This window comes from Streptomyces sp. MGP-P1 (genome assembly GCF_057766565.1).
Window position 1 is genome coordinate 1 of the sequence record NZ_JBYMEM010000007.1, and the last position, 19,853, is coordinate 19,853.

General features: G+C 70.8%; 21 protein-coding genes and 2 pseudogenes. 13 read left to right on the forward strand and 10 right to left on the reverse strand.

Annotated features, from left to right (window positions below):
- From AC3CH1_RS21735 to AC3CH1_RS21745, 3 genes and pseudogenes are all read right to left on the reverse strand, one after another.
- Window positions 1-505, reverse strand: a pseudogene (locus AC3CH1_RS21735) (ABC transporter permease); the annotation flags it as partial.
- Entirely contained in the window at window positions 502-1,473 is a 972-nt protein-coding gene (locus AC3CH1_RS21740) for an ATP-binding cassette domain-containing protein (protein WP_488464464.1), read from the reverse strand. The pseudogene AC3CH1_RS21735 and the gene AC3CH1_RS21740, both read right to left, overlap by 4 nt.
- A 103-nt stretch (window positions 1,474-1,576) precedes the next feature.
- Complete coding sequence (locus AC3CH1_RS21745) at window positions 1,577-2,242, reverse strand: DUF4097 family beta strand repeat-containing protein (RefSeq protein ID WP_488464465.1); 666 nt, start codon at window positions 2,240-2,242, stop codon at window positions 1,577-1,579.
- Between the two features lie 223 nt (window positions 2,243-2,465).
- Here AC3CH1_RS21745 and AC3CH1_RS21750 point away from each other — a divergent pair, with 223 nt between their 5' ends.
- A complete protein-coding gene (locus AC3CH1_RS21750; RefSeq protein WP_488464466.1) occupies window positions 2,466-3,275 on the forward strand; it encodes a helix-turn-helix domain-containing protein in 810 nt (269 codons plus the stop codon).
- A 69-nt stretch (window positions 3,276-3,344) separates the two neighbouring features.
- On the opposite strand, the gene AC3CH1_RS21755 is transcribed toward AC3CH1_RS21750, so the two are convergent.
- On the reverse strand, window positions 3,345-3,857 hold the full coding sequence (locus AC3CH1_RS21755) for an SsgA family sporulation/cell division regulator (RefSeq protein WP_488464467.1): 513 nt from the start codon (window positions 3,855-3,857) through the stop codon (window positions 3,345-3,347).
- Window positions 3,858-4,515: 658 nt separating this feature from the next.
- On the opposite strand from AC3CH1_RS21755, the gene AC3CH1_RS21760 reads away from it, so the two are divergent.
- The 6 genes and pseudogenes from AC3CH1_RS21760 (at window position 4,516) to hemC (ending at window position 9,388) form a co-directional block, all read left to right on the forward strand.
- Complete coding sequence (locus AC3CH1_RS21760; protein ID WP_488466696.1) at window positions 4,516-5,682, forward strand: serine hydrolase domain-containing protein; 1,167 nt, start codon at window positions 4,516-4,518, stop codon at window positions 5,680-5,682.
- Complete coding sequence (locus AC3CH1_RS21765; RefSeq protein ID WP_488464468.1) at window positions 5,679-6,485, forward strand: SDR family NAD(P)-dependent oxidoreductase; 807 nt, start codon at window positions 5,679-5,681, stop codon at window positions 6,483-6,485. The genes AC3CH1_RS21760 and AC3CH1_RS21765 overlap by 4 nt, the downstream gene beginning before the upstream one ends.
- Window positions 6,486-6,546: 61 nt before the next feature.
- Window positions 6,547-7,089 (forward strand): GNAT family N-acetyltransferase, encoded by a 543-nt coding sequence (locus tag AC3CH1_RS21770; RefSeq protein ID WP_488464469.1) that lies wholly within the window; start codon window positions 6,547-6,549, stop codon window positions 7,087-7,089.
- A gap of 50 nt (window positions 7,090-7,139) precedes the next feature.
- Window positions 7,140-7,793 (forward strand): annotated as a pseudogene (locus AC3CH1_RS21775) (hypothetical protein); the annotation flags it as partial.
- A gap of 68 nt (window positions 7,794-7,861) precedes the next feature.
- The gene (locus AC3CH1_RS21780) at window positions 7,862-8,437 is read left to right on the forward strand and encodes an O-methyltransferase (protein WP_488464470.1); all 576 of its coding nucleotides are present in this window, start codon (window positions 7,862-7,864) and stop codon (window positions 8,435-8,437) included.
- 18 nt (window positions 8,438-8,455) lie between these two features.
- Window positions 8,456-9,388 carry a hydroxymethylbilane synthase gene (gene hemC, locus AC3CH1_RS21785; protein ID WP_488464471.1) on the forward strand — a complete coding sequence of 311 codons (933 nt, stop codon included), beginning with the start codon at window positions 8,456-8,458 and terminating at the stop codon, window positions 9,386-9,388.
- A 12-nt stretch (window positions 9,389-9,400) separates the two neighbouring features.
- Here hemC and AC3CH1_RS21790 read toward each other — a convergent pair whose 3' ends face one another.
- Window positions 9,401-9,886: a GNAT family N-acetyltransferase gene (locus AC3CH1_RS21790; RefSeq protein ID WP_488464472.1), complete on the reverse strand. Its 486-nt coding sequence runs from the start codon at window positions 9,884-9,886 to the stop codon at window positions 9,401-9,403.
- A gap of 417 nt (window positions 9,887-10,303) precedes the next feature.
- Between AC3CH1_RS21790 and AC3CH1_RS21795 the strand changes: the two genes are divergently transcribed.
- Window positions 10,304-10,966 (forward strand): DUF1345 domain-containing protein, encoded by a 663-nt coding sequence (locus AC3CH1_RS21795; RefSeq protein WP_488464473.1) that lies wholly within the window; start codon window positions 10,304-10,306, stop codon window positions 10,964-10,966.
- A 111-nt stretch (window positions 10,967-11,077) separates the two neighbouring features.
- Here AC3CH1_RS21795 and AC3CH1_RS21800 read toward each other — a convergent pair whose 3' ends face one another.
- Both AC3CH1_RS21800 and AC3CH1_RS21805 read right to left on the reverse strand, forming a co-directional pair.
- Window positions 11,078-12,163, reverse strand: coding sequence for a hypothetical protein (locus tag AC3CH1_RS21800; protein WP_488464474.1), 1,086 nt, complete (start codon window positions 12,161-12,163; stop codon window positions 11,078-11,080).
- Between the two features lie 329 nt (window positions 12,164-12,492).
- Window positions 12,493-12,936, reverse strand: coding sequence for an ATP-binding protein (locus AC3CH1_RS21805; protein ID WP_488464475.1), 444 nt, complete (start codon window positions 12,934-12,936; stop codon window positions 12,493-12,495).
- 164 nt (window positions 12,937-13,100) lie between these two features.
- Between AC3CH1_RS21805 and AC3CH1_RS21810 the strand changes: the two genes are divergently transcribed.
- The 5 genes from AC3CH1_RS21810 (at window position 13,101) to AC3CH1_RS21830 (ending at window position 17,392) form a co-directional block, all read left to right on the forward strand.
- Entirely contained in the window at window positions 13,101-13,979 is an 879-nt protein-coding gene (locus tag AC3CH1_RS21810; RefSeq protein WP_488464476.1) for a helix-turn-helix domain-containing protein, read from the forward strand.
- Window positions 13,976-14,185: a DUF397 domain-containing protein gene (locus AC3CH1_RS21815; protein WP_488464477.1), complete on the forward strand. Its 210-nt coding sequence runs from the start codon at window positions 13,976-13,978 to the stop codon at window positions 14,183-14,185. Before AC3CH1_RS21810 ends, AC3CH1_RS21815 begins: the two co-directional genes overlap by 4 nt.
- Window positions 14,186-14,192: 7 nt before the next feature.
- Window positions 14,193-14,411 (forward strand): DUF397 domain-containing protein, encoded by a 219-nt coding sequence (locus AC3CH1_RS21820; RefSeq protein ID WP_488464478.1) that lies wholly within the window; start codon window positions 14,193-14,195, stop codon window positions 14,409-14,411.
- Between the two features lie 66 nt (window positions 14,412-14,477).
- Window positions 14,478-15,371 (forward strand): alpha/beta fold hydrolase, encoded by an 894-nt coding sequence (locus AC3CH1_RS21825; RefSeq protein ID WP_488464479.1) that lies wholly within the window; start codon window positions 14,478-14,480, stop codon window positions 15,369-15,371.
- Window positions 15,372-15,859: 488 nt separating this feature from the next.
- A complete protein-coding gene (locus tag AC3CH1_RS21830; protein ID WP_488464480.1) occupies window positions 15,860-17,392 on the forward strand; it encodes an alanine/glycine:cation symporter family protein in 1,533 nt (510 codons plus the stop codon).
- Between the two features lie 64 nt (window positions 17,393-17,456).
- Here AC3CH1_RS21830 and AC3CH1_RS21835 read toward each other — a convergent pair whose 3' ends face one another.
- The 3 genes from AC3CH1_RS21835 to AC3CH1_RS21845 form a co-directional block, all read right to left on the reverse strand.
- Window positions 17,457-18,308 carry an EamA family transporter gene (locus tag AC3CH1_RS21835; protein ID WP_488464481.1) on the reverse strand — a complete coding sequence of 284 codons (852 nt, stop codon included), beginning with the start codon at window positions 18,306-18,308 and terminating at the stop codon, window positions 17,457-17,459.
- The gene (locus AC3CH1_RS21840) at window positions 18,305-18,823 is read right to left on the reverse strand and encodes a YbaK/EbsC family protein (protein WP_488464482.1); all 519 of its coding nucleotides are present in this window, start codon (window positions 18,821-18,823) and stop codon (window positions 18,305-18,307) included. Before AC3CH1_RS21840 ends, AC3CH1_RS21835 begins: the two co-directional genes overlap by 4 nt.
- A 130-nt stretch (window positions 18,824-18,953) precedes the next feature.
- Window positions 18,954-19,835: an AraC family transcriptional regulator gene (locus AC3CH1_RS21845; RefSeq protein ID WP_488464483.1), complete on the reverse strand. Its 882-nt coding sequence runs from the start codon at window positions 19,833-19,835 to the stop codon at window positions 18,954-18,956.
- Window positions 19,836-19,853 lie beyond the last annotated feature (18 nt).

Genomic DNA, 19,853 nt, shown 5'->3' on the forward strand with positions numbered 1-19,853 from the left:
ATGCCGACCGCGATCCAGGTGAGGGCCACGGCGAAGAGCGTGACCAGTCCGAAGGCGGCCAGCCACTCCAGGGCGGTGGCGTCGACGGAGCGGAAGCCGATGGCCACGGCCACGGCTCCGACAAGGACCAGGCTGGCGAGGATCTGGAGCACGCTGCCGACGACGTGCCCGATGATCACGGAGCCGCGGTGGATCGCCATGGTGCGGAAGCGGGCGATGATGCCCTCGGACATGTCCGTGGAGACGGACACCGCGGCCCCGATCACGGTGGAGCCGATGGTCAGCATCAGGATGCCCGGGACGATGTAGGCGATGTAGTCGGAGGGCCGTCTTCGCCGCCGATGCCCGCGCTCATCACGTCGCCGAAGATGTAGACGAAAAGCAGCAGGAGCATGACAGGTGTGAGGAGCAGGTTCAGGGTGAGCGAGGGATAGCGCCGGGCGTGCAGGAGGTTGCGGCGCAGCATGGTGTTGGTGTCGCGGACGGCGAGGGCGAGGGTGCTCATCGGAGGTTCTCCTTCGGCTGGTCGGCCTGTGCGGGCACGGTGGTGGAGACGGTGAGGGCGAAGAACACGTCGTCGAGGTCGGGGGTGTGGACGGTGAGTTCGTCGGCTTCGATGCCGGCCGAGTCCAGCCAGTCGAGGATGGAGCGCAGTTCGCGCTGGGTGCCGTCGCTGGGGATGGAGAGCGAGAGGGTCTCGTCGTGGGGGGCGGCCTGGGTGAGTGTGGCGGCGGCGGACCGGTAGGTGTGGGGGTCGGTGAAGCGGAGCTTGACGTGGCCGCCGGGGACGATGCGCTTGAGTTGTTCGGCGGTGCCCTCGGCGGCGATCTTGCCGTTGTTCAGAACGGCGATGCGGTCGGCGAGTTCGTCGGCTTCTTCGAGGTACTGGGTGGTGAGGAAGACGGTGACGCCGTCGGCGACCAGGCCGCGGATGATGCCCCACATGGTGTGGCGGGAGCGTGGGTCCAGGCCGGTGGTCGGTTCGTCGAGGAAGATGATGCGCGGGGAGCCGACCAGGGTCATGGCGATGTCGAGGCGTCGTTTCATGCCGCCGGAGTAGGTGGAGGCGGGCTTCTTCGCGGCTTCCGTCAGGTCGAAGCGGTCCAGGAGTTCGGCGGCGACGCGTCGCCCTTCGTGCTTGGGCAGGTGGTGGAGGTCGGCCATGAGGAGCATGTTCTCCTCGCCGGTGATCAGTCCGTCGACGGCGGAGAACTGGCCGGTGACGCCGATCGCGGCGCGGATGGCCTGGGCGTCGGTGGCGAGGTCGTGCCCGCCGACGCGGATCTCGCCGGAGTCTGCGCCGGGAGAGATGAGAGTGGAGAGAATCTTGACCGCGGTGGTCTTGCCGGCACCGTTGGGGCCGAGCAGAGCGAAGACCGTACCGGCCGGAACGGCCAGATCGATACCGTCCAGAACGGCCTTGCCGCCGTAGGACTTGCGCAGTCCGCTCGCCGCGATGGCCGGATGAGTCATGGTCGTTGCTCCTCGATGAGTGCGTTCAGGGCTGCGTTCAGGGGGCGTTCAGGGGGCGTTCGGGGGGCGTTCGGATGGTGCGTTCGGGGCGCGAAGAGTGCGGTCAGAGACTGCGGGCGGTGATGTCGCCGTGCGAGGTGGTGGCGCGGATGTCGAGCTCGGCGGTGCCGTCGTTCTTGAGGGCGTTGCTGACGCGGCCGTGGTCGGTGCCGGCGTCCAGGGAGGCCGAGACGCCGGCGGCGGCGGTGACCGAGATGTCGCCGGACCGGGTGCGGAGCACGACCCCGCCGCGCATGGCTTCGGCGATCCGGATGTCGCCACGAGTGGTGCTGATCTCCGAGGGGCCGCCCAGCCGGCCGACCTCGACGTCGCCCTCGATCGCGGTGAGGCGGAGGCTCGCCGCCTCGTCGATCTTGATCCGGCGGTAGGCGCCGTCGAAGGCGACATCGCCGAGGCGTCCGACACCGCGGAGTTCGGCGGCGCCCGAGCGCGCCTCGACGTGGGAGCCGGCGGGCAGTTGGACGGTCACCTCGACGGAACCCGAGTCGCCGAGGATCCGGTTCCCGGACGCCGGGACCGCGATGCGCAGGACGCCGTCGCCGTAGGCGACCTCGATCCGGTCGGCGGCCTTCACGTCCCGGCTCCTGGAGGCGTCGGCGGGCCGGACCTCGACGGTGGCGTCGCCTCGTTCGGCGGCGATGAACTGGACGCGTCCCGCGGGGATGTCGAGGACGGCGGTGACCGGGGCGGTGGTGTCGAACTTCTGCATCGTGCTCTCCTTGCGCTCGTCGTTTCCGATGAGGGAAAAGCTACGTTGCCTTTACGATTCTCTCAACAGGTTCGTTGCAAGGGATTCTTGTATTCGCAGGTCAAGGCCGTTTATTCGTTGCAATGTTCTTCGGGCTTAACGCAACGTCAGCAACCGGTGCGTTGCAATAGATTGGGGGTGAAAGCTATAGTGGGGACTTCGTGGACCACGAAGGAGAGCTGCGATGCCGGGAGGCAGACTCACTCAGCACGAACGTCAGCAGATCGCGCTGGGGCTGGCCGACAGCCTCGCCTACGCGGAGATCGCCAGACGCCTGGACCGTCCGACCTCGACCATCACGCGTGAGGTGATGCGCAACGGCGGCCCCACCGCCTATCGCGCCGATCTGGCTCACCGTGCCACCGAACACCGTGCGCACCGGCGGAAGCAGGCCGCCCCCCGGGAGCCGCAGGCGTCGGCGCAGCCCTACGGGCGCGATGCCGAGGCCGTGCGGGAGTACGAGGAGCAGTTCACCACCGTCATCATGGGTTCGGGCATGCCGCTGATGATGTCCAGGGTGCTGGCCTGCCTCACCCTCACCGACTCGGGCAGCCTCACCGCGCCCGAACTCGCCCAGCGCCTCCAGGTCAGCCCGGCGTCCATCTCCAAGGCGATCGCGTTCCTCGACAGCCAGGGCATGGTCCGCCGTGAGCGCGATGAGCGCCGCCGTGAGCGCTACATCGTCGACGACGACATCTGGTACCAGTCGATGATGGTCAGCGCCCGGGCCACCGCCCAGCTGGTCGACACGGCGCGGCAGGGTGTGGGCGTCCTCGGGCCCGGCACTCCGGCCGCCATCCGCATGGAGAACGTCGCCCGCTTCCTCGACTTCGTCTCCGAGGGCATAGCGCGCGCCGCCGAGCAGGCCCGCGACATTCTCCATGCGGCACCGGCCTCGGACCCGGATGCGGCGCGGGTGCCGGGTGCGGCACCGGGCGGGACGTCGGACGGGGTATCGGGCGGCCCCGCCGGGCCGGATTCAGGTCGCGGTTGAGCGGCCCTCCTGGCGCTCCTCCTGGCTGCCCACCCGGCGGCCCTGCCGGCCGGGCTGCCGGCGGGGCTTTCAGCTGCGGGCGGGCTGCGTGCCCCGCTCCGTCCGTGTACCCCGTTCCGCCTGCGCGCCGCGTTCTGCCTGCTCGCCGCGTTCCGCCTGCGCGCCCCGTTCCGGCTGTGTGCCTCGCTCGGGGCGGGCGGTGCGGGACGGGGGCTGCGGCTGGGATTGCCTGTCGGCGTCCGGCGCGGTGGCCGTTGTCTGTGCGTGGGTGCGGGCGAGGAAGCGGATCAGCGTCCGGATCTCGAACTGGAACACCTCGACCCCGTCGGTCGAGTGCAGCTCCACGATCAGCTGCGTACGGCCGCACGGCCAGACGCGGACGTCGCCGCGCTCGATCGGGGTCCGCAGGCCGCGCTCCAGAAGGTCGCGGCCGAACGACCAGTCGGTGCCGTCGGGCAGTCCTATGTGGACGGCGCGCCGCTCGTCGGCGGGGTCGTAGCGCAGGTTGACGGGGACCGGACGGGTCAGGGGGCCATCGGTGATGAGCCGGGCGCGCGCATGCACTTCGATCACAGGGGACATGGGCCGGCTCCTCCTATATGTATCGTTCTGCCCTCTAATGTCCCATATTTTACGGAAGTGGCGCGATGAGTTCGATCTGCTTGCCGGGCTTCCACCCCGGCGCACAGTTCGCAGGAGGGCACTGCTCTTGATGAGTCCATGACCCCGCCCGCAGGACCTGGTCAGCACGGGTGTGGAGAGCGTGCCGACCCCCAGGAGGCGGGGCCTCCCCTGCGTGTACCCGATGGTTTCAGCGATGCACCTGCCGACGTCACCGCGCTGACGGTCACCCATGACCTGCCGTACGCCCCTTGAGCTCTGGTTCCGTCGACGTAAACAGGTCGTGACAGCACGGTGGTGACGGCGACCCGCCCCCCGAACACCCTGCCGGGACGTGCACCATGGGGGGATGAGCGGGAGCGCGGGAGTGAGCACGACGGCGGGCGCGGAAGCGGAAGCGGAATCGGGATCGGGATCAGGCACGGGAGCGGAACCGGGCACAGGGGCTGAACCACGCACGGGGGCTGGACCCCGCACGGGATCGGGATCAGACACGGGAACCGAACCACACACGGGAGCGGACGTGACCGGGACCGAAGCCGGGTCCGAAGTCGGGACCGAAGTCGGGACCGAAGTCGGGACCGAAGTCGGGACCGAAACCGTGGCCCGAGCCGTCACCGTGGACGTACGGGGCACGGTCGCGCCTGGGTTCGAACCGGTTGCGGAAGCGTTCGTCCGCAACTTCGAGCAGCGCGGGGAGCGTGGCGCGGCCGTCGCCGTCTACCGCCACGGGCGCAAGGTCGTCGACCTGTGGGCCGGTACGCGCGACGTCGACGGCCGCGAACCGTGGGCCGTGGACACCGTCCAGATCGTCCGCTCGGCGGGCAAGGGCATCGCCGCCGCCGTCCCCCTCCTGCTCCACCAGCGCGGGCAGGTCGACCTGGACGCCCCGGTCTCCACCTACTGGCCGGAGTTCAAGGCGAACGGCAAAGAACGCGTCCTCGTCCGCGACCTCCTCGCCCACCGGGCCGGGGTCCCCGCCCTGGACACCGCCCTCACCCCCGCCGAGGCCGCCGACGGGGTCTCCGGGCCCGCCGCCGTCGCCGCCCAGCGCCCGCAGTGGGAGCCCGGCACCGACCACGGCTACCACGCCCAGACCTACAGCTGGTTGATCGGCGAACTGGTCCGCCGCGCCACCGGCCGCACCATCGGCCGCTGGATCGCCGAGGAGATCGCCCGCCCGCTCGGCCTCGACTTCTGGTTCGGGCTCCCGGCCGACGAGGCCCACCGCATCGGCCGCATCGGCCCGGTGGAGCCCCCGGCCGCCGCCGCGGCGTCGGGCGCTCTGCGCGTACGGGCCAAACGCTCCGTCGTCGAGGCCTACCGGGACCCGGACTCGCTCACCCGCCGGGCGTTCGGCGCGATCGACCCGTTCCCCGACGAGAACGACCCCGCCTACCGCGCGGCCGAACTCCCCGCGTCGGGCGGCATCGCGACCGCCCGGGGCCTGGCCCGCTGCTACGCCGCGATGATCGGCCCCGTCGACGGCCACCGCCGCCTGTTCGCCCCCGCCACGCTCACCCTGGCCCGTACGGAGGAGTCGGCGGGCCCGGACCGGGTGCTGGTCGTCAACAGCCGCTTCGGACTGGGCTACATGCTGCACGGCCCGGCGGCGCCGCTGCTGGGCCCCGGATCGTTCGGGCACCCGGGCCGGGGCGGCTCGCTGGGCTTCGCGGACCCGGAGTCGGGCATCGCGCTGGGCTATGTCACCAACGGCCTCCAGAAGGGAGTCACCGCGGACCCCCGTGCCCAGGCCTTGGTCAGGGCAGTACGGTCGGCGCTATGACACCCGCACCCGCCCAGACACCGGCCGCCCGCTTCGCCGGATACAGCGTCCTGATCACCGCCGCCGGCCAGGGCATCGGCGCGGCAACGGCCCGCCGCCTGGCGGCGGAAGGGGCCTCCGTCCTCGTCACCGACCTCGACGCGAAGCGCGCCGCCCACACGGCGGCGGCGATACGCGAGGCGGGCGGCACCGCCGAATCCCTCGTCTGCGACGTGGCCGACCGGGCGGCGGTCGAGGCGGCCGTGGCCCACGCGGTCGCCGCCTTCGGCAGGCTCGACGTCCTGGTCAACAACGCCTACGCGGCGGGCCAGGACACCCCGCTCTTCGAGGACGAGACGGACGAGGTCTGGGAACGCGACCTGGACATCACCCTCTCCGGCCCGTTCCGCTGCGCCCGCGCCGCGCTGCCGCACCTGGTCGCCTCGGGCCGGGGCGCGATCGTCACCATCGGCTCGGTCAACGGCGAACAGGACTTCGGCGGCCACGCGTACAGCGCCGCCAAGGCGGGTCTGACCAGCCTCACCCGTACGCTGGCGGGCCACGCCGGACCACGCGGCGTACGCGTCAACCTGGTCGCCCCCGGCACGATCCGCACCGATGCCTGGGCGGGCCGCGACGCCGAACTGGACCGGGCCGCCGCCCTCTACCCGCTGGGCCGCGTCGGCACCCCCGAGGACATCGCGTCCGCCGTCGCCTTCCTCGCCTCCAGCGACGCGGCCTGGATCACCGGGACGACGCTGCGTGTGGACGGCGGGATCCTCGCGGTGAACACGGGCTTCCGGCAGGCGATGGCGCAGCCGTAAGGAGGCAGCCGCAGCCGTGAACCCGTGGTCGAGCGTCGCCCGGGGAACCTACCCTGCGCGGATGATCGACCACGGACACACCGACAACAGGGGCCGCCCCGTCACCCTCCACGAGGTGGACGCGGACAACTGGCGGGCGGTCGCCGACAGCGCGCCCCGCGACGACCAGCGCGACTGGGTCCCGGCACTGGCCGCCCGCTATCTGGTGCTGAGCAGCCGCGAGGAGACCTGGACCTCGCTCGCCGTCCGCGCGGGCGACGAGGTGGCCGGACACCTCATGTGGGCCCGGGACGAGGACGGTTCGCACTGGATCGGCGGCATGCTGATCGACGCCGCCCACCAGGGCGCGGGCATCGGCCGGGCCGCCGTACGGACCCTGGCGTCCTGGCTCTCCACCCGCGAGGACGGCACGGGGGTGCGCCTCTCCCACGCCCCGGAGAACCAGGCCGCCGCACACCTGTACACCTCGCTCGGCTTCCGCCCGACGGGGGTGGAGGAGGACGGGGAGGTGGTGGCGGGAGCCGCGTGGCGAGGGGGGCGGGGAGGCTCCGGCTTCCGGCCGCTCCCCGGGAGAGTGCTCGCGTATTGCACGCGCTCCCTGTAGTGATTCCGCGCGCTCTATTTGCCGACAGGGTGTCGGTATCTACTGGGTGCATGACCACACTCACCGAACGACTGTCACCGGCCGCCGGCCCTGACGGCGTCAATCCCTCGCGTGCCCGGTCCGCCGTGCGCACCTTCTACGCCCGCCCCGCGCTCACCTCCGCAGACTTGAGTGCCCCGCTCCTCGCGCTCCCTGACGGGCACCCAGGAGCCGGAAGGCTCCCTGGGGCGGTGCAGCTTTCGGACGTACGGCGCACTGTGGCCCGCTGGAAGGGGCTCGGCATCGGGGGCGTCAAGGCATTCGCCCTTGGCCACGACCGGGACAAGGCCGGGTCAACAGCCATGTCCGCAGACAACCTCATGGTTCAGGTGGTTTCCGCGATCAGAGAAGCCACACCGGGCCTGGCCGTGACCACAGAAGTGTGCGGCTGCTCCTGGACCAGCAGTGGCGAGTGTGTGTTGCGCACCCCCACCGGAGGTATCGACCTTGACGCGACCTACCGGCTGATGGGTGAGATGGCAGTTCAGCACGCCGAGGCGGGAGCCGATGTCGTATCGCCCACCGCGATGCTCGACGGCTCGGTGCAAGCTGTCCGTGTCTCCTTGGACGACAGTGGGTTCCGTGACGTCGGCGTGAACCCCAACCTGGCGATTCACACGATGCTGTACGGGCCGTTCAAAGCCTTGATGGCCACAGACCCGGCCGCCGGTCACCGCGGACCACGTGCTGACGTTCGCCGCCGAGCAGGTGGCCACACACCTGGAGCGGAACCGTGGATGACCGCCCGTACTTCCGCCCGACTGCCCTCGACGCGATTTTCGCGGATGCGAACCGTCTCGGATTCGCCATGTCGTGCGAGGACCGGGCCGGGTCTCTCCTCGCCACGCTCGCCGCGTCCAAGCCCGGTGGGCACCTGGTCGAACTGGGAACGGGGGTCGGCGCCGGGGCGTCCTGGCTGCTCCACGGCATGCGCCCCGATGCCCGTCTGACCTCTGTCGAGATGGACCCCGAGCACCAGGCTGTTGCCGTCGACCACCTGGGCCAGGACGCCCGCGTCTCCTTCGTGACGGCAAACGCCGAGACTTGGCTCGACAGCTACGCCGGGCCGCCTCTCGCCCTCTCCTACGTCGACTGCCGCCCCGGAAAGTTCCATCGCCTGGACGACCTCATCGGACTACTGGAGCCTGGCGGCTTGTACGTCGTCGACGACCTGTTGCCGCAGCCCACCTGGCCTGGCGACCACCAGGCACGGGTCGACGAGTTCCTCGCACGCCTGCCCGAGCGGTCCAACATGCTTGGACCCACCGCAACATGGGCATCAGGTCTTCTCGTCGGAACTCGTATCTGACGGTCTATCGTGAGTCCCATGTCCGCCGATCTGATTCGCATCGTGTCCCGTGACTCACCCATGGCACTCGCCCAGGTGGAGCGCGTCCGCGCCGAACTGGCCGCCCTCCACCCCGACTCCCGGACAGAGGTCGTTCCGGTCAGGACGACGGGCGACAAGTGGATGGGTGACCTCAGTGCGGTTGAGGGCAAGGGCGCGTTCACCAAGGAGGTGGACGCGGCTCTCCTCGCCGGGGAGGCCGACCTCGCCGTGCACTGCGTCAAGGACATCCCGGCGGACCGGCCGCTGCCCGCCGGCACGGTTTTCGCCGCGTTCCTCCGGCGCGACGACATCCGTGACGCGCTGATCCACCCCGGCGGCCTGTACCTCGACGAGCTTCCCGCCGGGACGCGTATCGGTACGTCGTCCGTTCGCCGCGCCGCCCAGCTCGCCGCATCGCACCCGCACCTCCGCTGTGTACCGATGCGCGGCAACGCCAACCGGCGGCTGGACAAGCTTGCCGCAGGTGACGCCGATGCGCTGCTCCTTGCGGCCTCCGGGCTGGAGCGCATCGGCCGCCCCGACGTCATCACCGAGATCCTGTCGCCCGAGGTGATGTGCCCGCCGATCGGTGCGGGGGTCCTCGCCCTACAGTGCCGTGAGGGCGACAGCGACCTCATCGACGCCGCGAGCGGGCTCGGGGACCCGGCGGCACACCGCGAGACGACCGCCGAGCGGATGTTCCTGCATGTGCTGCAGGGGCACTGCAACAGCCCCATCGCCGGGTACGCCCAAGTGGAGCGGAACGGCGACCTGTCGCTCCGGGCCAAGGTCTTCACCCCCGATGGCAAGACCGTCCTCAACGCCCACGAATGGGCCGGAGCGCTGGACCCGGCAACCCTGGGAACGTCCGTCGCGGTCAGCCTGTTGCGCCAGGGGGCGAGGGAACTGATCGACGGCATCGCCCATTGACCGCCTGCCCACCTACTCTTCAGCGCTCAGGGCCATCAGCATCGTGGGGTCGGCCACGGGGACGAACCCGACCTTGGCGTACAGCTCGTGGGCGTCGAGCGTGGCGAGGAGAATCCGCTTGAGGTCGTACGGTGCGAGGTGGTCGCGCACGGCGGTCGCCAGCCGTACGCCCAGGCCACGGCCGCGATGGGCCGGGTCCACGTAGACGTCGCAGAGCCAGGCGAAGGTCGCCCGGTCCGTGACGACCCGGGCGTAGGCGACCTGGGCCCCGTCGGGGCCGTAGACACCGAAGTTGAGCGAGCCGCGCATGGACCGCTCGACGAGGTCACGGCTGCGGCCGAGTGCCCAGAAGGCGTCGGTGGAGAGCCAGTGGTGCACCAGGCCGATGTCGATGCGGTCCGGGTCGGTGTCGACCTCGTACCGGTCGGCGCCCTGGATGCCGTTCTCGTTCCTGTTCCCGTTTCCGTTCTCGTCTTCGCTACGCGTCATGGAGGTCATGGGCAGGGATCGTAGTCTCGGCCCGCAGCCCTCGGGCACCGGTGGCACGTGCACTGGAGGGGATGGCCGGACCGTACGACGAGGCGGTCCGGCTGATGGCCCGCCTGGAAGCGGCGCTGTCCCAACGCGGCGAGCGACACGCCTGAACACCTCGGGGGCAATCAACCGGCGCGGCCGTCCGCTGCGCGCCAACGCGGCAGAGGCGCGTAGCGCCACGACCTCAAGGCCCGCCCGCCCCCGCCCGTCGTGGGCCCCTCATCCTGAGGCGTGATGCGACACGTCAGCGGCCGTCCGTGGGCCGTTCGGGGGACCGTACGCAGCAGCTCGTGGACGCCGCGAGAGCCCACGGTCCCCGTGGGAGCCGACTCGTCTAGCGTCGCCGGCATCCGCACCGCGCATGCCCGGAGGAGCCCGTCCGTGAATTCCTGGCTGCCCGAACGACGCCGCTCGCTCGTGTGCCTGCTCATCGCGGTGAGCGCGGCCCTGGTGCTGCCCCTCGACAGTGTCGTGCGGATCTCGGCCTACGACGTCGGCGTGCTGGTGCTCTTCGCCTACCTGGTCCCGTACCTGGCCCTCACCCTGACCGCCTTCCTGAGCGCATCGCCGGAGCAGATCCGTACCTGGGCGGACCGCGAAGCCCGAGGCACGTTCCTCCAGCGGTACGTCCTGGGCACCGCGCCCGGACCCGGGGCGTCCATCCTCATCGCGGCAGCCGCGTTGGCCGTGGCTGTCGTGTGGCTGCCCGGCCACCTCAGCACCACCTTCGCCGAGGGGCCGCGCGCCCTGATGGCGCTGTCGCTCGTCGTCATCGCCTGGACCTGTGTCGTCGTCGCGTTCGCCGTCGCCTTCCAGGCCGACAATCTGGTGGAGAACGAAGCGGCGCTCGACTTCCCCGGAGCGGGGGCGGCGGCCTGGGCCGACTACGTCTACTTCGCCGTGGCCGTCATGACGACCTTCGGCACCACCGACGTCAACGTGACCTCCCGCGCCATGCGGCGGACCATCTCGGCGAACGCGGTCATCGCCTTCGTCTTCAACACGGTCACCGTCGCCAGCCTGGTCTCCGCGCTCCAGGACTAGGTTCCAGCCGCCCGACGCCGATCAGCCGACTGTGTCGGATGGTCCGACGACTGCCTCGACCGTGGACCGTGACACCCCTCGCGCTGCCATCAGCACCGTGGAGCGAGGCCCTCACGCGGCGGTGCGCATGTCTTCGCTTCGGTCTGCTTGGTGCGCCTGGTGCGCGCGGTGTGTGCGGTCTTCCCGGCAGTCGCGGCAGTGGCCGGGGGTGGGGGAGCGGAAGGCCCGGTCGCAGTCGTCGCAGGTCTGGAAGGGGGTGACGGTGATGCGAGGGCGGGCGAGTGCGGCGAGGTCGTGGGCGCCCGGGGGCGGTGGTGGGAGCAGTTCGGTGAGCCGGTATTTGAGGAGTTTGGCGGGGTGCTTGAGGGGGTGGGGCGGGTCGTCGGTGAGGGCGTGGCGCATCGCGTCGGGGCGGGCCCCGCGTTCGAGCCAGGCCGCGACGCCGGGGACCAGGCGTCGGACGTCGTTCTCGGAGAGCGTGAACTGGGGCGCGTGGCGGTGCAGGTCGCTGAGGAACGCGGTGGCCGCGCGGTCGAGGTCCGGGGTGGGCTCGCCGGGGCAGGGGAGGGGGCGGGGCGGCGGCTTGGGCGCGGTCGGGGGCGGGACCAGCGGTACGAAGAGCGGGGCTGCCGGGGGCGTCACGAAGGAGGGCGGCGGCGGTGCGGGCGGAGCCGCGAACGTCTCGGGTGCGGGCGGCTCGGGCTGGTCGGGTGGCGTGGGCTGGTCGGGCCTCTCCGCCGGTGCGGGGGCCGGTGCCGGTGTTGGTGGCTGGGCGTGGTCCGGTGCCTGGGTGGGAGGCGGTGCGGCTGCCGGGCGACGGGGGCACACGAGAGCGGTCGGCTGGTTGCAGAACACCGTACGGGTGATGATCCGGCCGTTGGGCAGCCGTTCCCGGACCCGTTGCAGGTAGCCGAGGGCTTCCAGTTCGCGCAGGCCGGCCGCGATGCGTTTCTCGCCTTCCCGGCATCGGGCGGCTAGCGCCTTGATGCCGACTTCCACGCCTTGGGGCAGCGACTGGATGCGTACGGCGATGCCGACTGCGGTGCAGCTGAGGTCGGGGTGCTGGGCGAGGTGGTTGCCGACGATCGTGAAGCGGTCGGTGTGCGGGATGACGATGTGGATCACGCCGGAGGCGGGCAGCGGTCCGGGAACCTCTGCCAGGGCGCGCGTGAGCGCAGTATTCTGCTGGGTATCCATCGGGAAGGGGCTACTTCCTTGGTGGTCAGGCCCTCGGTTGGGATTGCACTCCCGGTCGGGGGCCGACGTATGTCCGGTGGGATGTTGCTGGCGTGAGCATATGCCGGACAACCCGCCCGAAAGCGAGCTGAGTTGGCAAACCTCACCCGTGTGGGTGACGAGCCCCTGGGATGCGTCAGGTGGTCGCCGGGGTGGGTTGGGTGGGGTTCTTTCCCTTGTTGCTTTAGGTAGTTGATGTCGCGCTTCACCGGGTCGCGGTCGAGAACGATCCGGTCGGGGGTCGACCGGGACGCACCGGGTCGCGGCAGCGCACGACCCGGCGGGAGCCGTCACCGTACGAGGTCGATCTCCGCCCATACGGTCTTACGGGGAACGGGCCCGGGGGTGATGCCCCAGTGGTCGGCCAACGCCTCCACGATGAGCAGGCCCCGCCCTGTCTCCGAGTCGTCGTCCTCGGGCGGCTTCACCGCTCCCGGCCCGGGCGGAATGCTGTCGCCGCGCGTGTCGGTGACCTCGATCCGCAGCGTGCCTCCGCTGACGGTGAGGCCGAGTTGGAAGTCCCGGCCCTTCACGCGCCCGTGCACCGTGGCGTTGGCCGCCAGCTCCGCGACGATGTGCGCCGCCGTCTCCGCCTCCGACGCGAGTCCCCACGCCCCGAGATGGGCTGCCGTGAGCAGTCGGGCCAGTCGGGCACCTCGGCGGGTGGGGGAGAACAGCACGGTGAACGCACGGTCGACGGGGAGGTGTTGCGTGTGGGTGGTTTCTCGATTCATGTCACTCAGCGTGGCCGCCTCTGCGTACGGTGCCCAGTGACCGAGCCCTTGCGTACGGTGAGTGTCCGGGGCTTGTCCGGTGTTGTCCCGGCTGTCCCCCGTGACGTGCGGGGCAGGGGCGCGGTTGGGAAAAGGACGACAGGCGCGTTGGAAACGGGGCTCGCATGAGTGTGGTCGGTGACGGTACGGAGCATGGCGACGGCGGGGTGGACGAGCCCGGCTGGGATGTCGATCCGGATGACGAGCCGGGTGCGGCGGTGGTCGCGGCGGTGGGCCGCCAGATCAAGGCCTGGCGCGAGGCGGCGGGCCTGCGGGCGTGCGAGCTGGGCTCCGCCATGGGGTACGGCGAGGACCTCGTCTACAAGGTGGAGGGCGGCCGACGCATCCCCCGCCCGGAGTTCATGGATGCGGTGGACCTCGCGGTGGGGGCGGGCGGGAAGCTCGCGGCGATGAAGTCCGACCTGGCGGAGGTGCGGTACCCGAAGAAGATCCGGGACTTGGCGAAGCTGGAAGCCAAGGCCGTCGAACTCGCCTCGTACGGCAGCCACAACCTCCACGGTCTTTTGCAGACGGAGGAGTACGCCAGGGCGCTGCTCGGTACGCGACGCCCTGTTCTGCCATCGGACGAGCTGGAACGCGCTCTAGCCGGGCGCATCGCCAGGCACTCCATCTTCGATCGGGCACCCGCTCCCGAACTCAGTTTCATCCAGGAAGAGGCCTCGCTGCGTCGTCCGATCGGCGGCTTGGCGGTCTGGCGGCGGCAACTGGAAAGGCTCCTCGTTCTTGGAGAGTTGCCCTTCGTAGATATCCAGGTGATGCCGACCTGCCGGTGGGACCACCCAGGAACGGGTGGGCGGATCCAAGTGCTGAAGTTTGCTGACGGCTCGGCTGTGGGGCGGGCGGATGACGAGTTCGCGGGCAGGCCTATCTCGCATCCCAAGCAACTCCGTATCCTTGAGCTGCGGTACGGCGTCATCGGGGCCCGGGCTCTTACGCCGGAGGAGTCCAGGGCCTTCATCGAGCAAGTGCTGGGAGAGACATGATCAGCGACACCTCTGCCGAGGGCGCGTCCGAGCTGCGCTGGTTCAAGAGCAGCTACAGCGACAGCAGCAACCCCAACGACTGCGTCGAGGTCGCCGCCGCCCCGGGCGCTGTCCACGTACGCGACTCCAAGAACGTGCGGGGTCCCCGTTTCGCCGTCGCCCCCGCCGCGTGGGCGGGCTTCGTCGCGTACGCCGCAGGGCGCTGACCTCTCCATGAGCGACGCGAATCAGGATCCCGCTGCGGTGACAGCGTCCGACCTGCGGTGGTCCAGGAGCAGTTACAGCGACAGCAGCAACAGCAACGAGTGTGTCGAGGTGGCGGCGGCCCTGGACGCTGTCCACGTACGCGACTCAAAGAATGTGCAGGTCCCCCGTCTGGCTGTCGCCCCCGCCGCGTGGGCAGGCTTCGTCGCGTACGCCGCAGCGCACTGACCTCACCGCCCCGATCGCGAGGTGCGCGCCCTCCGGTACCGATATCGCCCTTGACCAGGACGGCCCATGACTTCCGTGTACCGGAGCGAACAGGCGCGAGCGGAAGTGCGGCGCTGGTGTGTGAACCGGATCGATGGCTCGGGCCTGGCCCATGCCCGCCGTGAGGTGGTGACCTCGGCGGGGGTCACCGGAGTCGTGACCGCGGGGCCGGAGCCGCGCGGCGGGGAGCCGAGTGTCGTCCTGCTGCCGGGGACGAACATGAACGCCGCTCTCTGTCTGCCGGTGGCGGAGGCGATCGCCCGGGAGCGGCGGGTGGTCGTCCTCGACCTGCCCGGCCAGCCGGGGCTCAGCGCGGACCGACGGCCTCGTGCCAAGCGCTCGTCCTGGTACGGGAAGTGGCTGACCGAGGTTCTTGCGCGGGCGGTGCCGGGGCCGGTCGTCGTCGTGGGACATTCCCTGGGCGGCGCGGTCGCCCTCGCCTGCGACGCCCCGCAGATCGTCGGCCGGGTGCTGCTCTCCAGCGCCGGCATAGTCCGGCTGAGGGTGCCCGCCCCTCTCCTGGCCGCCACCGTCCCCTGGCTCCTGCGGCCCACGGTCGCCCGTTCGACAGCGCTGGTGCGTCACATGGCGGCTCCGGCGCAAGGGCGAGGGGAGGGGCATGTGGCCGACGAGCTGGGGGAGTGGATGGATCTGGTCGGGCGCTGCTGCCGTACCAGTCTCGCTCCGCCGCCCCTTCCGTCCGGTCTGCTCGAACTGCGGCGCTCTGTGCCCACGTTGGTAGTCACGGGGCGATTCGACCCCTTCCTTCCCCCGCGTCATCTGGGGCCGGCCGCCCGGCGTCGGCTCGGGGCGGAGTTCAGGGTGATCGAGGGGGCGGGGCACCTTCTGTTGGACGAGTCGCCGGAGGCGGTCCTCGTCGCGGTGCGGGAGCTCTGCGCGGCCGTCGCGACGGGAGGATGAGCCGCGCCGGTCTGTCTGCGCGCCGGTCTGTCTACGCGGTGCCCGGCGGGGTAAGCGAGGCGGGAAGATCCCTCTGACCGGAGGTACCCCCCCTCAGGTCAGAGACATCCCTCAGTCCGGAGGCGCGCCCTCCGACCTGCCGATAGGTGTCCGATAAACGTATCTGCGATCCCGCATAACGGTGATGTCACCCGCCTAGCATTTTCACGCGCACACGGCGCAAATGTGACCTGCATCACTAAAGATCGGGTAAACGGCGTGGTACAAATGCCCAACTTCGTAGGCGGAACCCTCGCCGAAGCGGAGCGCCGGGACCGCCCCGGTGGCAGGCCAGAGCGACCGTCGCCGTCGTCCACTCCATGGGACAAGCCGGATCGCCGACCGGACGACGACGTTCGCTCATCCCTCCAGAAACGTCCCCCCATCGCACACCGAACGGCGAAGACACCCCACCTGTCCGCCGTTCCCGCGTCATCGAGGTAGCCAACGTGTCACTCGAATCCATAACCGAGAACGTCGACGAAGCCGTCAGCGGGTTCTTCGAACCGATAGCCAAGTGGCTCGGCGAGATCGTCTTCTACGCCGTTCCCGTCGGCGGGACGGACCTCCCGCTCATCGTCGCCTGGCTCGTGGTGGCGGGCCTCGTCTTCACCGGCTGGTTCGGATTCGTCCAGGTACGCAAATTCCGTCTCGCCATCGACGTGGTGCGCGGCAAGTACGACGACAAGGACTCGGCGGGCGAGGTCAACCACTTCCAGGCCCTGACCGCCGCCGTCTCCGGCACGGTCGGCCTCGGCAATATCGCCGGTGTGGCCGTCGCCGTCTCCATCGGCGGGGCCGGGGCCACGTTCTGGATGATCCTCTGCGGTCTCCTCGGCATGGCCACCAAGTTCGTCGAGGTCACCCTCGGCGTGAAGTACCGCGAGGTCCACGCCGACGGCACCGTCTCCGGCGGACCGATGCACTACCTGCCCAAGGGGCTCGCCGAACGCTTCGGGAAGAACGGGAAGACCTTCGGCAAGGTCCTCGCCGTCCTCGCCTCGATCATGATCCTGTTCTTCGGGCTCTTCGGCGGCAACCTCTTCCAGGTCAACCAGTCCTACGCCCAGCTCGTCTCCGTCACCGGTGGCGAGAACGGCGCGATGGGCTCCTCCGCCGGCGCCCTCTTCTTCGGCATCCTCGTCGCCGCCCTCGTCGGCATCGTGCTCCTCGGCGGCATCCGCTCCATCGCCTCGGTCACCAGCCGGCTCATCCCCGCGATGGCCGGGATCTACATCGCCGCCTGCCTCGTCGTCATCCTCGTCAACGTCACCGCCGTGCCCGCCGCGATCGGCACGATCATCGAGGGCGCCTTCAACCCCGAAGGCGTCGCGGGCGGTGTGCTCGGCGCACTGATCATCGGCTTCCAGCGCGCCGCGTTCTCCAACGAGGCCGGCCTCGGCTCCGCGCCGATCGCCCACTCCGCGGTCAAGACCAGGCACCCGGCCACCGAGGGCCTGGTAGCCCTGCTGGAGCCGTTCATCGACACGGTCGTCATCTGCACCATGACCGCGCTGACCATCGTCATCGCCAACCCGGCGAGCTGGGGCGAGGCGCGCGACGGTGAGTCGATCGGCGGCGTGACGATCACCTCGGACGCCTTCGAGACCGTGCTGCCCTGGTTCCCGTACGTCCTGACCGTCGCCGTGCTGCTCTTCGCGATCTCCACGGTGCTCACCTGGGGCTACTACGGCCTCAAGGCCTGGACCTACCTCTTCGGCCGCAGCCGCACCAGCGAGACCGTCTTCAAGTCCCTCTACACCCTGCTCGCCGTCTCCGGGTCCCTGCTCACCCTGCAAACCCTCATCGACCTGGCCGACGCGGTGCTCTTCTCCCTGGCCGTCGTCAACATCATCGGCCTCTACCTCCTCGCGCCCGTCGTCAAGCGCGAGCTGAACACCTTCCTCGAATACGTCCGTACCCGGAAGACCGGCGGAACGGACGAGGACAGCAACGACGAGCCGTCCAAGGCCAGCGTCTGAGGCCAGCCCCTCACGATCGGTGATCGATGCCCCTCGCCCCTGCCGGTACGCAGGGCGGGGGGCATCAACTCGTGTGCAGCATCAGGCCGATGCCCACCACCATCAGCCCCGCCGCCGCGATCCTCGGGGCCCCGAAACGCTCCTTGAAGAACAGCGTGCCGATCGCCGCGCCCACGATGATCGACGACTCGCGCAGCGCCGCGATCGGGGCGAGCGGGGCCTTCGTCTGGGCCCAGAGGACCAGCCCGTACGCGGCCACCGAGAGGGCCGCGCCGAGCAGGCCGCGTACGGCGAACGGCCTGAGCTGCGTCAGCAGTTCGGCGCGGCGGCGGTAGTACGCGTACGCCGGGATCGCCAGGCCCTCCAGGACCATCAGCCAGGCGACGTAACCCAGCGGGGTGCCCGAGGCGCGCACGCCGACGCCGTCGACCGTGGTGTACCCGGCGATGGCCAGGCCGGTGCCGAGGGCCGCCACGATCGCCGGCCAGTGCGGGCGCTTGCCGGAGCCCCGGATGCCCCACAGCGCCAGCCCGACCAGCCCGGCCGAGGCCACCGCGACGCCCGCCGTGGCCCAGCCGTCCGGACGCTCGCCGACGAACACCGCCGCCAGGACCGTCACCACCAGCGGGGCGGTGCCCCGGGCGATCGGGTACATCTGGCCGAAGTCGCCGAGTGTGAACGAGCGCATCAGCAGCATCATGTACAGCACGTGCAGGGCGGCCGACGCCACCAGGTACGGCCAGGCCTCCGCCGCCGGGAACGGGGCGAAGAGGGCCATTGCCACGCCGATCAGCAGACCGCCGCCGGAGATCAGCGTGAACGAGAGCAGCTGATCCTTGATCGCGTGCGCGATGGCGTTCCAACTCGCGTGCGTGACGGCGGCTATGAGGACCGCGAGAGCGACCAGAGGGGTCACTTGGCGGGCTCGCGCACATCCGCGAGCGTCGCGCCCGCGTGGGCGACCAGCGTTTTCGGGTCGAGCGGGAACACCGTGTGCGGGGTGCCCGCCGCCGCCCACACCACCGCGTGGTCCAGGAGGCGCCGGTCGGCCAGGACACGGGTCCTGGTGGCGTGGCCGAAGGGCGGTACGCCGCCGATCGCGTACCCGGTCGTCTCCCGGACCAGGTCCGCGTCCGCCCGCTTGACCTTCTGCGCGCCCAGTTCACGCCGCACCAGCTCGACGTCCACCCGCGAGGAGCCGTCCATCAGGACCAGCACCGGGGCACCGTCCGCCGTGAAGACCAGGGACTTGACGATCTCGCCCAGCGAGCAGCCGATCGCGGCAGCGGCCTCCGCCGCCGTACGGGTCGCGTCGGGGAAGCGGCGCACCTCGACCTGGAGGCCCAGCTCGGCCAGCGCCTCGGCGAACCGGGGGTGGGCGTGGGAGACGGGGGCGGCGGGAGTGGTTTCGAGGGGTTCGGGAGTGCTCATGGCTGCACGCTAGCGGTCGGTGCAGTATGCATGCGAGGGGTTCCGGACGCATGCGAGGGGTTCCGGGTGGTGGGCGCGAGGCGGTCGCGCCCTGCCGCGTACGCCGTTCCCCTCGGACGGGCGGACGCCCTCACTCCGCCCGGTGGGAGCCCGGGGTGTGGCCGAACGTGCGGCGGAACACCTCGATGAAGGCGCTGGTGGACGACCAGCCGCACTGGTGCGCCACCGCGGTCACCGGCGTCCGCTCGGTCAGGAGGATCAGGGCGTGGTGGAGACGGAGCTGCGTGCGCCACTGCGGGAAGGTCATGCCGAGGTCGCTGCGGAACAGCCGGGACAGGGTCCGGTCGCTCGCCCCGACCCGGCGGCCGAGTTCGGCGAGCGTACGGCTGTCGCCCGGGTCGGCCCGGAGGATGTCGCACAGGGCGCGCAGCAGCGGGGCGGCGGGCGTCGGCAGGTGCAACGGCTGCTGGGCGGAGGCCCGCAGCTGGTCGAGGAGCACGGCGCGCAGGCGGGCCCGCTCGGGGCGGTCGTCGCTCTCGGCGCGGGTGTAGGCGATGAGCAGCTCGCGCAGCAGCGGGCTGACGGCCAGCACGGTCGGTGTGTCCAGGCCGAGCGGATTCTCGGTGACGGGCAGCCCCACCAGGTGCAGATCGAGTTCGCCGTAGGCCCGGTGCGCGTGCACGGTGCCGGCGGGCACCCAGATCGCGCGCGTGGCCGGGGCGACCCAGGAGCCCGCGCTCGTCGTGACGGTCAGCACCCCGCGGCCCGCGTAGACGATCTGGTGGTCGTCGTGCCGGTGGGCGTCGATCGAGCCGCCGGGAGCCAGCCGCCGGGTACGGGTCGGAGCCACCGGATCGTGCCGGACGGCGGCCTGGGGGGTGGCGGCCTGGGGGGTGGAATCCGGTGGGGTGGCGGCCCGGGGGGTGGTGGCCTGCCGGGCGGAAGGTCGGCGGATGGAAGCACGGCCGCCGATGGAAGCCTGACCGGGGGAAGCCTGGCGGATGTTCGTCATCATGTGGCAGTTTATCGA

Bases quoted from the DNA above. Each gene is read 5' to 3' on its own strand.
- AC3CH1_RS21840 (WP_488464482.1), bottom strand. From the start codon at position 18,823: ATGAGCACTCCCGAACCCCTCGAAACCACTCCCGCCGCCCCCGTCTCC.
- AC3CH1_RS21745 (WP_488464465.1), bottom strand. From the start codon at position 2,242: ATGCAGAAGTTCGACACCACCGCCCCGGTCACCGCCGTCCTCGACATC.
- AC3CH1_RS21740 (WP_488464464.1), bottom strand. From the start codon at position 1,473: ATGACTCATCCGGCCATCGCGGCGAGCGGACTGCGCAAGTCCTACGGC.
- AC3CH1_RS21765 (WP_488464468.1), top strand. From the start codon at position 5,679: ATGACACCCGCACCCGCCCAGACACCGGCCGCCCGCTTCGCCGGATAC.
- AC3CH1_RS21805 (WP_488464475.1), bottom strand. From the start codon at position 12,936: ATGAATCGAGAAACCACCCACACGCAACACCTCCCCGTCGACCGTGCG.
- AC3CH1_RS21845 (WP_488464483.1), bottom strand. From the start codon at position 19,835: ATGACGAACATCCGCCAGGCTTCCCCCGGTCAGGCTTCCATCGGCGGC.
- AC3CH1_RS21750 (WP_488464466.1), top strand. From the start codon at position 2,466: ATGCCGGGAGGCAGACTCACTCAGCACGAACGTCAGCAGATCGCGCTG.
- AC3CH1_RS21820 (WP_488464478.1), top strand. From the start codon at position 14,193: ATGAGCGACGCGAATCAGGATCCCGCTGCGGTGACAGCGTCCGACCTG.
- AC3CH1_RS21770 (WP_488464469.1), top strand. From the start codon at position 6,547: ATGATCGACCACGGACACACCGACAACAGGGGCCGCCCCGTCACCCTC.
- AC3CH1_RS21825 (WP_488464479.1), top strand. From the start codon at position 14,478: ATGACTTCCGTGTACCGGAGCGAACAGGCGCGAGCGGAAGTGCGGCGC.
- AC3CH1_RS21815 (WP_488464477.1), top strand. From the start codon at position 13,976: ATGATCAGCGACACCTCTGCCGAGGGCGCGTCCGAGCTGCGCTGGTTC.
- hemC (WP_488464471.1), top strand. From the start codon at position 8,456: ATGTCCGCCGATCTGATTCGCATCGTGTCCCGTGACTCACCCATGGCA.
- AC3CH1_RS21810 (WP_488464476.1), top strand. From the start codon at position 13,101: ATGAGTGTGGTCGGTGACGGTACGGAGCATGGCGACGGCGGGGTGGAC.
- AC3CH1_RS21800 (WP_488464474.1), bottom strand. From the start codon at position 12,163: ATGGATACCCAGCAGAATACTGCGCTCACGCGCGCCCTGGCAGAGGTT.
- AC3CH1_RS21790 (WP_488464472.1), bottom strand. From the start codon at position 9,886: ATGACCTCCATGACGCGTAGCGAAGACGAGAACGGAAACGGGAACAGG.
- AC3CH1_RS21755 (WP_488464467.1), bottom strand. From the start codon at position 3,857: ATGTCCCCTGTGATCGAAGTGCATGCGCGCGCCCGGCTCATCACCGAT.